General features: G+C 64.6%; 13 protein-coding genes. 7 read left to right on the top strand and 6 right to left on the bottom strand.

Features of this window, described 5'->3' with window-relative positions; translation table 11 throughout:
* Positions 1-27: 27 nt before the first annotated feature.
* Together MSTE_RS17905 and hisN are read right to left on the bottom strand one after the other, a co-directional pair.
* Positions 28-1431, bottom strand: coding sequence for an acyl-CoA dehydrogenase family protein (locus tag MSTE_RS17905; RefSeq protein ID WP_096503236.1), 1404 nt, complete (start codon positions 1429-1431; stop codon positions 28-30).
* A 192-nt stretch (positions 1432-1623) separates the two neighbouring features.
* A complete protein-coding gene (gene hisN / locus MSTE_RS17900) occupies positions 1624-2415 on the bottom strand; it encodes a histidinol-phosphatase (RefSeq protein ID WP_096503234.1) in 792 nt (263 codons plus the stop codon).
* 23 nt (positions 2416-2438) lie between these two features.
* Here hisN and MSTE_RS17895 point away from each other — a divergent pair, with 23 nt between their 5' ends.
* Positions 2439-2954 (top strand): hypothetical protein, encoded by a 516-nt coding sequence (locus tag MSTE_RS17895; protein ID WP_096503232.1) that lies wholly within the window; start codon positions 2439-2441, stop codon positions 2952-2954.
* Here the strand turns inward: MSTE_RS17895 and MSTE_RS17890 are convergent, their stop codons facing one another.
* From MSTE_RS17890 to MSTE_RS17875, 4 genes are all read right to left on the bottom strand, one after another.
* On the bottom strand, positions 2955-3443 hold the full coding sequence (locus MSTE_RS17890) for an SRPBCC family protein (RefSeq protein WP_096503230.1): 489 nt from the start codon (positions 3441-3443) through the stop codon (positions 2955-2957). It lies immediately after the preceding gene.
* Positions 3440-4789 carry an FAD-dependent oxidoreductase gene (locus MSTE_RS17885; RefSeq protein WP_096503228.1) on the bottom strand — a complete coding sequence of 450 codons (1350 nt, stop codon included), beginning with the start codon at positions 4787-4789 and terminating at the stop codon, positions 3440-3442. Before MSTE_RS17885 ends, MSTE_RS17890 begins: the two co-directional genes overlap by 4 nt.
* 147 nt (positions 4790-4936) lie before the next feature.
* Entirely contained in the window at positions 4937-6676 is a 1740-nt protein-coding gene (locus MSTE_RS17880; protein WP_096503226.1) for an acyl-CoA dehydrogenase, read from the bottom strand.
* Between the two features lie 78 nt (positions 6677-6754).
* Positions 6755-7420 carry a short-chain dehydrogenase gene (locus MSTE_RS17875; protein WP_096503224.1) on the bottom strand — a complete coding sequence of 222 codons (666 nt, stop codon included), beginning with the start codon at positions 7418-7420 and terminating at the stop codon, positions 6755-6757.
* A gap of 112 nt (positions 7421-7532) precedes the next feature.
* On the opposite strand from MSTE_RS17875, the gene MSTE_RS17870 reads away from it, so the two are divergent.
* Genes MSTE_RS17870 through ftsX form a run of 6 tightly spaced genes read left to right on the top strand, consistent with a single transcriptional unit; the run spans position 7533 to position 12712 of the window.
* Positions 7533-8423 carry an IclR family transcriptional regulator gene (locus MSTE_RS17870; protein ID WP_096506050.1) on the top strand — a complete coding sequence of 297 codons (891 nt, stop codon included), beginning with the start codon at positions 7533-7535 and terminating at the stop codon, positions 8421-8423.
* A 49-nt stretch (positions 8424-8472) separates the two neighbouring features.
* The gene (gene prfB, locus MSTE_RS17865) at positions 8473-9576 is read left to right on the top strand and encodes a peptide chain release factor 2 (RefSeq protein ID WP_096503222.1); all 1104 of its coding nucleotides are present in this window, start codon (positions 8473-8475) and stop codon (positions 9574-9576) included.
* A complete protein-coding gene (locus MSTE_RS17860) occupies positions 9569-10600 on the top strand; it encodes a mechanosensitive ion channel family protein (RefSeq protein ID WP_096503220.1) in 1032 nt (343 codons plus the stop codon). The genes prfB and MSTE_RS17860 overlap by 8 nt, the downstream gene beginning before the upstream one ends.
* A complete protein-coding gene (locus MSTE_RS25585) occupies positions 10597-11061 on the top strand; it encodes a hypothetical protein (protein ID WP_096503218.1) in 465 nt (154 codons plus the stop codon). The genes MSTE_RS17860 and MSTE_RS25585 overlap by 4 nt, the downstream gene beginning before the upstream one ends.
* Positions 11062-11107: 46 nt before the next feature.
* The gene (gene ftsE, locus MSTE_RS17850) at positions 11108-11797 is read left to right on the top strand and encodes a cell division ATP-binding protein FtsE (protein WP_046254400.1); all 690 of its coding nucleotides are present in this window, start codon (positions 11108-11110) and stop codon (positions 11795-11797) included.
* A 12-nt stretch (positions 11798-11809) separates the two neighbouring features.
* Positions 11810-12712, top strand: coding sequence for a permease-like cell division protein FtsX (gene ftsX, locus MSTE_RS17845; RefSeq protein WP_096503216.1), 903 nt, complete (start codon positions 11810-11812; stop codon positions 12710-12712).
* Positions 12713-12715 lie beyond the last annotated feature (3 nt).

Genomic DNA, 12715 nt, shown 5'->3' with positions numbered 1-12715 from the left:
GACTTTCGTTTAGTAGAGGTTCGGGGCTTAGAGGACTACGACGCCTTCGGCGACACCGATGGCACGCAGGTTCCGGTACCAGCGCTCCACCGGGTGCTCCTTGGTGAAACCGTGGCCGCCGAGCAGCTGCACGCCGTCGAGACCGATCTGCATGCCCTTGTCGGTGGCCAGCTTGCGGGCCAGGGCGGCCTCGCGGATGAACGGCAGGCCCTGCTCGGCGCGGGAAGCGCCGCGCAGCGTCACCAGGCGAAGGCCGTCGAGCTCAATGGCGATGTTGGCGCACATGAAGGCAACGGCCTGGCGACGGGCGATGGGCTCGCCGAACGCCTCGCGCTGCTTGACGTAGGGGATCACGTAGTCGAGCACGGCCTGGCCGGTGCCGACCGCGAGGGATGCCCAACCGAGACGTGCCAGCGCGACGGCCTCGGAGTAGTCGGACTCTCCGGCTCCGTCCTCGCCCAGCAGACCGGCGGCGGGAACCGCGACGTTGTTCAGGTTCAGGCGGCCCAGCGCCGCGCCGCGGATGCCCATGCTCGGGTCTTCCTCGACGGTGACGCCCTCGGTACCGGACTCGACGATGAACAGCGACGGGCGGCCGTTGTAGTTGGCGGCCACGATGAAGAGCTCGGCCTGTGCGGCAGCGGGAACCAGCGACTTGACGCCGTTGAGACGGAAACCGCTGGGGGTGCGGGTGGCCGTGGTCTTCAGGCTGAACGGATCGAACAGTGCCTGCGGCTCGGCGATGACGACGGAGGCCTGCGGCACGTTCTCGCCCGCGAACTCCTTGAGGTAGGTGGCCTGCTGGTCGGCGCTGCCCCAGTTGGTCAGTGCGGAGGCCACACCCGACGGCGCCAGGATCGGCAGTGCCAGGCCCAGGTCACCGTATGAGAGAGCTTCGGCGACAAGGGAGTTGGTGACGGTCGAGCGCTGCGAGGCGATGCCGTCGAAATCCTCGGGGATGTTGATGGCGGTGACGCCCAGCTCGGCGACCTTGCTCAGCAGATCGGCGGGGTAGGTCTTGTTCTTGTCCGACTCGTAGGCGGCCGGGCGGATGACCTCGACGGCGAATTCCTTCACCGTGTCGGCGATCATCTTCTGCTCGTCCTCGGGAGTGAGGTCGAAGTAGTCGGCGTTCGCCTTGTCGAGGCGCTTGGGGGCGCCCTTGCTGCCGGTCACCTTCTTGAAGGTGCGGTTGGCAACGCCGAGGGTGGTGAACAAGCCCTTCGTGGTCTCGAAGATGCCCTTGTTGAAGGCTCCGCGCAGGTTGTACTTGTCCAGCAGCTCCGAACCCGCGATCGGGGTCAGCACCGCGATGAGGATGTCGATCGCGCCACGCTTGTGCTTCTGGAGGCCTACGCCGGTCTCGTGTTTCGCCAGGCTCTTGCTCTTGGCGGCCTTCTTCTCGTCGCGCGGGGTCAACGTGTTGGTCATGTCACCAGCCGTTTCTGGGGTCAAAGTGGGGTTCTGCCGGAGTAACTGATCGTTACCTTACTCCGAAGTAAGAACCGTATCTTACTAAGCGGTAAGGTCCGCACAAAACGAGGTGCATGTCACACCGATAGACCCCGCAGTACGCGGGCACTGCCGCTCTCGAGCGGCGTGGGAGTACGCCAGGGCGCGCGCTCAGGACAGGGCGCGCAGCACTTCGTCGTGTAGCAATGCGTTGCTCGCGACGGCGCTACCGCCATGTGGGCCGGGCTCACCGGCCAGATTCGTGAAGGTGCCGCCGGCCTCGCGGACCAGGATGTCCAGCGCCGCCAGGTCCCACAACGAGACCTCGGGCTCGGCGGCGATGTCGACCGCTCCCTCGGCCACCAGGCAGTACGAGAAGAAGTCGCCGTATCCCCGGACCCGCCACACCGCGTCGGTGAAGTCGATGAATCGATCGCGCGTACCGCGATCGGCCCACCCCGACAGGCTGGAGAACGACAGGCTGGCCGAAGCCAGCTGGTCGACCCCGGAGACACGGATCAGTTCGTCTCCGCCGGACCCGACCCGGCGGTGGGCGCCAAGCCCCGCGGCCGCCCACCACCGGCGGGACAACGCCGGGGCACTGATCACTCCGACTACGGGGACGCCGTCTTCAAGCAACGCGATGAGCGTGGCCCAGATGGGGACGCCACGTGCGAAGTTCTTGGTGCCGTCGATGGGATCTATCACCCACTGTCGACCGCTGAACGCGGCCTCTCCGCCGTATTCCTCGCCCAACACCGAGTCCGCTGGGCGGGATCGATGCAGCAGGGAGCGCAGAACGGACTCCACCGAGGTGTCTGCGTCGGTCACCGGCGTCAGGTCGGGCTTGGTGTCCACCCGAAGATCGAGCGCACCGAACCGCGACGTGGTGATCTCATCGGCAGCATCGGCCAATTCGAGTGCCAGCCGACGATCTTCGCGCAAGGAGACGGTGGGCGTCATGCCTGCAGTCCTACCATGGACGTGTGTGGGAATTCGTGGTGCTACTGCTCATCGGCGGCTCGCTGGCTTTCGTCATCATGCAGATGCGACGCGGCAGGCAGGCGCAATCCGGTACGAACGCGGCGGAAGGGACCCTGTTGGTAACGGGTGTCAGCCCTCGTCCCGAGGGGGTGACGGGTGGGCAGCTGGTTACGATCACCGGTGCGCTCAATGGTCCGACGGTCGCCGAATACATCACCTATCGGCAGATCGTGCGTGACGTCAATGACTGGCCGCGCATCGGCGATCTGATTCCGGTGCTGTACTCGCCGAAGAATCCCGAGCGTTGGGATGTGTTGTTAGCGCCGTCGCCGGGCGTCACTGCGCAGCAATATCCGAGCGGGCCGCCATCGATCGAAAACATCGATCCGGTGCCCCCTCCGCCGCCACCTGCTACGCCGCCGCCACCTCCGGCACCTTTCGAGGGCCCGTCGTCGACGGAGGATCCGGCCAAGAGGCATGAACCGCCTCCGCGCTACTACGAACCTCCGCCGCTGTAGCTACGCGGTCTCCTGCAAGAAGTTCGCCAAGGCGACGAGGCGATTCTCGGTCTCACGCTTGAACATTCGCTCCGCGATCGGCTCGATGAACGCCGGTCTGCAGGTGAAGGTCATGGTGTATGTCGCCAGCGACATGTCCTCGCGGTGCTCGGCGGCGAGGTCGGTGTCGTCACTGTCGATCGGTTCATGACGTAGCGAGGCCGCCCACGTGCTGAAGAAGGGCGGCGTGGACTCGAGCTTGATGGCCGCGAGATGCGGTGGTTTGAACGTGACGTATCGGGTGCGAAACGAGTATCCGCCCAGGATCCAGCGCGCGGTACAGACGGCGACGGTGCCCACCCCGACGCCCCCGTCGGCCTCGCCGCCCTCCACCGACGCGCGACGCAGCAGGGTGTCCCATTCCAGCCGCCGGCCGTAATCGTGGAGCAGGTCGAACGTCCGCTCGCAGCTGGCGGGCATGACCTGAGACACCACGATGTGGACGGTCACGGCTCGCCGTGTCGTCCGGTGGCGGCCAGCAGATCGGGCACCGTCTCCAGCTTCACTCGGGGGCGGCCCTGTGGTTCGCCGGTGGCGCGCTCATGCGAATCGATGGTGAGCCAATCGGACTGGGACACGATGTGTGGTTCGTGACCCAAAAGCCATTCCTCAAGGGCGGCGGTATCGGGTGCGGCGCCCAGGTCGGCGGTCGTCAGATCCGCGAGCAGAGTGTCGACCGTTTCCTGCGAGTCACTCTTGTTGGTTCCGATGACGCCGACCGGACCACGTTTGATCCAGCCGACCACATACTCGTTCTCGCGGCCCTCGATGCGTCCCGCGTTGTTGAGGATGACCCCGCGCCGGGAATCAAAGGGCAACCCCGGCACTGGAACTCCGCGATAGCCGATGGCGCGTACCACAAGGTGGGTGGGCAGCGTCTCGCGCTCACCCGTATCGTGAGCCGCGACGTATCCGTCTTCATTTACTAATTCGTTGTGGCCCACAGTGATTGATTCCACCTCGGCATCGCCGTGTAGCTCGATGGGGGAGGTGCGAAACCGGAACACCACTCTGCGATGGCCGTCGGTGTGCGGTCGTTCCGAGAACTTGCGCAAGGTGTCGATGTTGGTGCGGGTGGGCTTGGGTGCGGCCGCTAACTGTTCGTCGGTGATGCCGGCCAGATCATCAGGGTCTACCACGACGTCGACACCGGGCAGATCGCCCATCTCGCGCAGCTCCAGCGGGGTGAAGGTCGCCTGCAGCGGCCCGCGCCGTCCGATGATCACAACTTCACGGATCGCGTTGTGGTCCAACGAATCCAGGGCACGATCGGCGATATCCGTGGTGTGTAGCGACTCGGGATCCATGCCCAGGATGCGTGCGACGTCCAGTGCCACGTTGCCATTCCCGACGACCACCGCGCGTGCGCCCGAAAGGTCGACCGACACCTTCTGGTACGTGGGGTTGGCGTTGTACCAACCCACCACGTCGACGGCGGCGATGCAGCCCGGCAGTTGATCACCCGGGATGCCCAGGGGCTTGTCGGACTGGGCTCCCACCGCGTAGATCACCGCGTCATAGCGCGATGCCAACTCCTCGGCGGTGATCTGTTCTCCCACTTCGATATTGCCGAAGAACCGGAAACGCGGGTGCGTTGCCGTCTTCTCGAATACCGCGCTGACCGACTTGATCTTGGGGTGATCCGGTGCAACCCCAGACCGGACCAAACCCCAAGGGGTGGGCAGCATTTCGAGCATGTCGACATGCACGTCGAAATCGGAGTGTTTGAGCAGCGATCCGGCGGCAAAGAAGCCCGAGGGCCCCGCACCGACGATGGCGACGTGAACGGCGCGCACCCTCGTCCATCCTTATCTGCCCGCCAGGGGGCAGCGGCTGTCGTCGGCTATGGGCTGGCCGACAGGGGGCTGGCCGCGGTCCTGTGCGGACGGGTTACCCCACCGATGCTAGCGACGGTTTCGAGGGTGCGCGGGTAGACCTGCGGACTAGGCCCGCATTTCGTACACGCCGGACAGCGCTTCGACCCGGTTCCAAATCGCGTCGAAGCGTTCGGAATTGAATACCGGTTCTGAAATCACGTTCTTGGCCCACTGCCGTTGGGTTGCGGTGGCCTCGCGCTTGCCGATCAGATCGACCGCGTACTGCGAGAAATCCCGGTTGAGGATCTCGAAGATCTGGTCGATGAGCTGCTCGTCGGCACCCCGCAGCTTGGCCTGCTCCAGGATCAGACCGCCGTAGACCACCAGGGTGAACAGCTCGCCGATGCTCAGCTGCAGATCAAGTCCGGCGCCCTTGATGGCGTCCTTCTCCGCGGCCACCAGGGTGGCCAGCGCCTCGGCGCGTTCGGTGAAGGCCGCGACATTCGGAATACCGGCGTTCTCCGCGAACGGCTTGCGCCAATCGTGGAACTGGACCTTGCCCAGGCCGCTGGCCGGGCCCTGGTTGAACAGGAATTCGTCGTCGCGGGCTTCCAGCTGCACTCCGGGGACCGCGAGGTCCTGGGAATGGTGCAGGTAGGCGGGCATGAACTTGAGGATCAGTGCCAGGTTGACGGCCACCGTGCCCTCGAGCTTGGGCAGGCCGGCCACGTCGATACGTGCCGCGGTGGTGTAGGTCTCGGCTTCGAATGCCTTGGCCGACATGACATCCCCCAGCAACGCCAGCACCTTCTCGGCCTCGGTGGTGGCCTTCATCTTGGTGACCGGGTTGAACAGCAGGTAGCGCCGATCCTCGGGGCTGGCGGTGCGGAAGTAATCCACGGCGCGCTCGCTGAACAGCTTCATGCCCATCAACCGGGCGTAGGCGTCGACGAACTCGCGGCGCACATGGTCGAACTTGGTGACCGGGCTGCCGTACAGAATGCGGTTGTGTGCGTGGGTGACCGACTCGTACAGGGCGTGAGTCGACAGGCCGATGCCGCCGAAGCACAGGTTGAACTTGCCGATGTTGACGGTGTTGAGCGCGGCACTGAAGGCGTCGGCGCCGACGTGCAGGATGTCGTCCTCGCTGACCGGGTACTCATCGAGTTCGAACTCCGCGACGTACATCTGCGAGGGCACGACATTCTTGATCACCGTGTAGTTGGGGTGCTCGCTGTCGGCGAGGAAGAAGACGTACTGGTCCAGCCCGTCGCGGCCCTCGACCCGGCCGAACACCGACACGATGCGGGCGCAGTTGCCATTGCCGATGTAGTACTTGCGGCCCGATGCCTTGTATCCGCCGCCTTCGACCGGAGTGAGCACCAGGTCGGTGGAGTAGATATCTGCGCCGTGGGCCTGCTCAGACAGGCCGAAGGCCGCGACGGCCCCGCCGTCAAGCAGGTCGGCGGCGCGCTTGCGCGGGTCGGTGTTGGTGCTCTGCCACACCGGCCCGAGACCGAGTACGGTCACCTGCCACGGGTACCAGTAGTTCAGGCCGTAGAAGCCGAGGATCTCCGACAGCTTGGCCACGCGGGCGGTGTCCCAGCGCTTGTCGGTGTTCCCGGCGCCATCGGCGGCCGGGGTGAGGAAGGTTGCGAACAGCTTCTCGCTCGCCGCGAAGTCCAAGAAGTCCTGGTAGAAGACCTTGTCGACATAGTCCTTGAGCAGGCGCGTCTTGCCGCGATTCTCGAACCAGTCGACGGTGGCCTTCAGGAGCCGACGTGTTTCGCCGTCGAATTCGGCGAAGTCGTCCTGGGTGGGGTGAAGCAGCTCGGTCTTGGGGGCGATGTTCGTATCCTGACTCACGGTCAGGAACTTACCAGTGCGTCAGTTTGGATAGGGAGGGACGGGGATTTGAACATCGCGTGCACAACCGTCGGTGGGTCAGTTGGCGTCACGTGCCGTGCGTCGGTCGGTCTGGTCGAGTTGGTGGGTGCAGTGCCGGTGGCGCCGCCGTCCTAGGCGGGCCAGCGCCATCAGCGCGAGGTCGTCGGCATCCATCGCGGGCCGGTGCGGCACGTAATCATCAAGCAGGGCTACCTCGACGCCCTGCTTGTCCAGGTCGTCGCGAATGCCTGCCGTGAACACCGAATCGGCGCTGCGGGGTTGAGTGTGGTGTGAAATCTTTTGTGTTGCCAGCGATCTGACCATGATGACGCCGCCCTGGCCGCGATCGGCGATGCGGTGCCCAAACCGATGGGTGAGGTAGAGCGTCCGCATTCGGTTCAGCACGGGTTCGTCGAAGCGGCTGCTGCCGCTGTCTTCGTCGGTGATGCATACCAGCAGGCCCACGTCGATGTCGTCGGTCGCCGCGGCGAGCTCGCCGGTGAAGACGTCGGGCGATGCGGTTCGCACGCTCACGCCCGAGGTCATGGCCAGTGTGTAGGCGTCGGCCCGTCCGCCGTGTGCGGCCAACACCACGTTGATGCCATTCGCGGCGATGTGGCGCGCGAACGCGGTCGCCGTTTCCGTCTCTCCGGCCGCGATAACGGCCCACGGCCCGTACCGTGATCTTGGTAGCGCGGCCAGCTGCCGCCCGAAGGAGTACATGTCGTTCGAGTCCCCCGGGTAGCTAAGTAGTTGAGTATTGTATTTCTTGTTGAAATTCGATATATCAAATTCGACGGAATGATAACAGCCGGATAGCCGGATCGGGGTGGAAATGACGAAGTCCGCACCCGCGGTCGTGCGCGCAACGCAGGTTCTCGATTACCTGGCGGCGAGGCCCGTTCAGCCGCTGTCGATGACCGAGATCGCGGAGGCTGTGGGCGTCAATCCCGCATCGACGCTCGCGATACTTCAGGCGCTCACCGAGGCTGGATATATCGTTCGCCATCCCCGCCACAAGACGTATTCGATCGGTCCCTCCCTATTGATCACCGGTCACGCGGCCCGGATGCGATTCGAGATCGCCGACGTGGTGGATGCCGAGGTGAAACAACTCGCCACCGCTTTCGGCACCGCGTGTACGGGGTCGATGATCGCGGGGGAGGACGTTGCGGTGATCGCGTCGTACGGTCGTTCACCCAGCGGTGGCAGCTACCAGGTGGGGCAACGCATCCGGCTCAGCGCACCGGCCGGTTTGGTCTTCATGGCGTGGGCGCCGGATGCGGACGTGCGGCAATGGCTGCTTCGCGCTACTCCGGCGATCACCGATGAGCTGTGGGACGGGATGCAGGCCATGTTGGCCGGTATTCGCAGGCAGGGGTATTTCGCATCCGTGCACAGTGATCGTGTCGACAAGTTCTACATGCAGTTCGGCGAGGCGGCCCGCCACGGCACCGTCGGCGAGAAGCGTGACGTCATTCAGTCGATGCTCGCCGCGCTGTTGGCCCGTATGGGCGAGCCGATCGACTTCAGCGAGCCACGCCGGATCGGGTTCCTGGGGGCGCCTGTCTTCAGCGCCGAGGGAGAGGTCGCCGTGATGCTCAGCGTGCTGGGAACACCCGACAGTCTCACTGAAACCGAGGTCACCGACGCCGGCAATCGTCTGCGATACAGCGCCGATCACATCACGTCGATCACGCATGGCAGGCAGGGCGCCAGCACCTAGAGATCGGGTCGGAATGTTGCGCTCCGTCAGCCCGGTAGCCTGAACAGTTGTGGATCTGGACTGCCAAGCCGACATCGCTGACCTCGACACGACCCTCACCACGGTGGAGCGGGTGCTCGACGTCGACGGACTGCGTGCCCGGATCAAGACACTGGAAGAAGCCGCCGCCGACCCCAACCTGTGGGATGACCAGGCGCGCGCCCAGCAGGTGACGAGCCAGCTCTCGCACGCACAAGGTGAGCTGCGGCGTGTGGAAGCGCTCCGGCAGCGTCTCGACGATCTGCCGGTGCTGTACGAGCTCGCCGAGGAAGGCGATGACGCCTCGGTGGTGGCGGAGGCCGACGCCGACCGCGCCAAACTGCGCGAGGACATCGAGGCCATGGAGGTCCGGACGCTGCTGTCGGGCGAGTACGACGAACGCGAAGCCGTGGTCACCATCAGATCCGGTGCCGGCGGTGTGGACGCCGCGGACTGGGCCGAAATGCTCATGCGCATGTACATCCGCTGGGCCGAGGCGCACAAGTATCCCGTCGAGGTGTTCGACACCTCCTACGCCGAAGAGGCGGGCATCAAGAGCGCGACCTTCGCCGTGCACGCACCCTTCGCCTACGGCACGCTGTCGGTCGAGCAGGGCACGCACCGGTTGGTGCGGATCAGTCCGTTCGACAACCAGAGTCGGCGGCAGACCTCGTTCGCCGATGTCGAGGTGCTGCCGGTGGTGGAGACGACCGATCACATCGACATTCCCGAAGGCGATCTGCGGGTCGACGTCTACCGATCGAGCGGACCGGGTGGGCAGTCGGTGAACACCACCGACTCGGCGGTGCGCCTCACGCACATCCCGACGGGGATCGTCGTCACCTGTCAGAACGAGAAATCGCAGCTGCAGAACAAGGTCGCGGCGATGCGCGTGCTGCAGGCCAGGCTGCTGGAGCGCAAGCGGCAGGAGGAGCGCGCCGAGATGGATGCGCTCAAGGGCGACGGCGGCAGTTCATGGGGTACCCAGATGCGCTCCTATGTGCTCCAGCCGTATCAGATGGTCAAGGACCTCCGCACCGAGTACGAGGTAGGTAATCCCGCGGCGGTGCTGGATGGGGACATCGACGGATTCATCGAGGCGGGAATTCGGTGGCGCAATAGGCGCGATGACTAGCGCCGCCGAGTTCAACGCGGCGAGCCTTCGCCTCCACGAGCGCTGGAACACCCTGTGGTCCAGCGAGGCTGGTCGCTGGCTGCTCGACAGCGGTCTGCAGATCGTCATCGCTGTCCTGGGCGCGATGATCCTCGTGCGCTTCATCAACTGGGGTGCGCACAAGATCACCCGTCGGCTGGACCGTTCGTTCACGCAGAGCGATGCGCTGGTGCGTTCCGAGGCCAGTAAGCATCGCCAGGCACTCGCCTCCGTCGTCTCCTGGATCGTCGTGGTGCTGGTCGTTGTCATCACCACCGTGCACGTCGTTGGGGTGCTTGGCATTTCGATAGGCGGGCTCGCAGGGCCTGCCGCGGTACTCGGTGGCGCACTCGGTTTCGGCGCTCAGCGCGTCGTCCAGGACCTGTTGAGCGGGTTCTTTCTCATCACCGAAAAGCAGTACGGCTTCGGTGATCTGGTGGAGCTGTACGTGCAGGGACAGACCACCGAATCCCGCGGGACTGTCGAGGAGGTAACCCTGCGGGTTACCAAGTTGCGTTCCAGTGAGGGCGAGGTAATCACCATTCCGAACGGGTTGATCGTCAAGGCGGTCAACTTGTCCAAGGACTGGGCCCGCGCGGTCGTCGATATCCCGGTGCCCACGAGCGTGGACCTGGCCCGGGTCAATGATGTGCTGTACGACGTGTGCCAGCAGGCGCTGGTGGACCGCGATCTGTCGCAGCTGCTGCTCGACGCCCCGTCCCTGATGGGTGTGGAGAGCATCGAGGTGGACCGGGTCAACGTGCGCATGGTGGCGCGATCGCTGCCCGGTAAGCAGTTCGAGGTGGGACGACGGCTGCGCGCCAAGGTCATCGCGGCGTTGGCCAAGGCGGGCGTGGCGTTGGTGGGGGACAGTCGGCCGGTGGTGCGCACCATGTCGTCGTCGAGCTCCGGAGAGCTCAAACGCGACAACAAACGCGAGGAGGGTCGCGACGAGGGTGTCGACACCAAGCCGCAACCGATCGTGAAGGACGAGGATCTCAAATGAGTGAACCTCGCCAGGAACCGTTCTGGGAAAAGCTCCTGTCCTCGGCAGCCAAGATCCGGGCGAAGGTCAGGATCCGCACCTCGACCGCCGTGCTCATTATTGCGTTCGTCGCGGCGAGCTGGCTCTACGAGATCAACAAGCCGGAGCCGGCGCCTCCGCAGCCGCCGCCGGGATACACCTGGGTGCCTAAGCCCAGTGTCACCACGACGACCCCGCGACCGGTGCCCAGCACCACGAGGCGCCCCACGACCACTACAGAGCCCACCACGACCACGACGACGGAGCCCACGAACACCATCGTCACGACATTTCCGACGTTGACACCCAGCGGAGCGCCGCCGACACCCCCGACGACAACCCCACCTGCGCCACCCGGCTGGTTGCCCCCTTGGCTGGTTCCGCCGCAGCTTCCGCCGCCGCCGGGTGCACCTCCCGCGACGCCTCCGAGCCCCGCGCCGTAGTGCGCCCTCACGGTCATCACGGGTTTCCCGGCTAGACTGGCGTGCCGTGATCAGCCTCGACAAGGTAACCAAGCTCTACAAATCGTCGGCTCGGCCCGCGTTGGACAACGTGAGCCTCGAGATCGACAAGGGTGAGTTTGTGTTCCTCATCGGACCTTCGGGTTCGGGCAAGTCGACATTCATGCGCCTGCTGCTGGGCGAGGAGCTGCCCACCAAGGGCGAAATCCAGGTTTCCAAGTTCCACGTCAACAAGCTGCGCGGCCGCGAAATCCCGCACCTTCGGCAGACGATTGGCTGTGTTTTCCAGGACTTCCGGCTGCTGCAGCAGAAGACGGTGTACGAGAACGTGGCCTTCGCGCTTGAGGTGATCGGCAAGCAGACCGACATCATCAACCGCATCGTGCCCGAGGTGCTGGAGATGGTGAACCTGACCGGTAAGGCCAGCCGGCTGCCCTCGGAGTTGTCCGGTGGCGAGCAGCAGCGTGTCGGTATCGCGCGCGCGTTCGTCAACCGTCCGCTGGTGCTGCTGGCCGATGAGCCGACCGGAAACCTGGACCCCGAGACCAGTGAGGACATCATGGCGCTGTTGGAGCGGATTAACCGCACCGGCACCACCGTGTTGATGGCGACACATGACCATCACATCGTCGACTCGATGCGCCAGCGCGTCATCGAGTTGGAGCTCGGCAAGCTGATCCGCGACGAGCAGCGCGGTGTCTACGGGGTAGATAGGTAAGTGGAATAGAACATGCGTTTTGGATTCCTGTTCAACGAGGTCCTCACCGGCCTGCGTCGCAATGTGACCATGACGGTGGCGATGATCATCACCACCGCGATCGCGATCGGATTGTTCGGTGGTGGTCTGTTGGTGATATCGCTGGCCAAGAACTCTAAGGCCATCTACCTGGACCGCGTGGAGACGCAGATCTTCCTCACCGAGGACCTGTCGGCCAGCGACACGGACTGCAGCAGCGATATCTGCAAGGGCCTGCGCGACGAGATCGAGAAGCGTTCCGATATCAAGTCGGTGCGTTTCGTGAACCGTGAGGACGCGTACGCGGACGCCGAGAAGCGGCTGCCACAGTTCCGGGACCTGATGAAGGACGTGAGCAAGGATGCGTTCCCGGCTTCGTTCATCGTCAAGCTCAAGAACCCGGAGACGCACGCAGATTTCGACGAGTCATTCGTCGGCAAGCCCGGTGTGAAGGGCGTGCTCAACCAGAAAGATCTGATCGACCGCTTGTTCGCGGTCCTGAACAGCCTGCGTGACGCGGCGTTCATGATCGCGCTGATCCAGGCCGTCGGTGCGGTTCTGTTGATCGCCAACATGGTTCAGGTCGCCGCATACACCCGGCGCACCGAGGTGGGCATCATGCGGTTGGTGGGTGCCACCCGTTGGTACACACAACTGCCGTTCCTGTTGGAGGCGGTGATCGCGGCGCTTGCCGGTGTGGCGCTGGCGGTGATCGGTCTGATCATTGCGCGGGTGACCATCCTCAACGGGGCGTTGGAACAGTTCATTCAGGCCAACCTGATTGCCCCGATCACCTATGGAGATGTGTTCCTCGCGTCGATTCAGATGGCGGCGCTGGGCATTCTGCTGGCCGGAGTGACCGCCTATGTGACCTTGCGTCTGTACGTGCGTCGATAGGTC

The sequence above is a fragment of the [Mycobacterium] stephanolepidis genome (assembly GCF_002356335.1).
In the GTDB taxonomy this organism is placed as follows: Bacteria; Actinomycetota; Actinomycetes; order Mycobacteriales; family Mycobacteriaceae; genus Mycobacterium; species Mycobacterium stephanolepidis.
This window is presented reverse-complemented; position numbering and strand designations above follow the sequence as displayed.

Bases quoted from the DNA above. Each gene is read 5' to 3' on its own strand.
- MSTE_RS17905 (WP_096503236.1), bottom strand. From the start codon at position 1,431: ATGACCAACACGTTGACCCCGCGCGACGAGAAGAAGGCCGCCAAGAGC.
- hisN (WP_096503234.1), bottom strand. From the start codon at position 2,415: ATGACGCCCACCGTCTCCTTGCGCGAAGATCGTCGGCTGGCACTCGAA.
- MSTE_RS17875 (WP_096503224.1), bottom strand. From the start codon at position 7,420: ATGTACTCCTTCGGGCGGCAGCTGGCCGCGCTACCAAGATCACGGTAC.
- MSTE_RS17870 (WP_096506050.1), top strand. From the start codon at position 7,533: ATGACGAAGTCCGCACCCGCGGTCGTGCGCGCAACGCAGGTTCTCGAT.
- MSTE_RS17860 (WP_096503220.1), top strand. From the start codon at position 9,569: ATGACTAGCGCCGCCGAGTTCAACGCGGCGAGCCTTCGCCTCCACGAG.
- MSTE_RS25585 (WP_096503218.1), top strand. From the start codon at position 10,597: ATGAGTGAACCTCGCCAGGAACCGTTCTGGGAAAAGCTCCTGTCCTCG.
- ftsX (WP_096503216.1), top strand. From the start codon at position 11,810: ATGCGTTTTGGATTCCTGTTCAACGAGGTCCTCACCGGCCTGCGTCGC.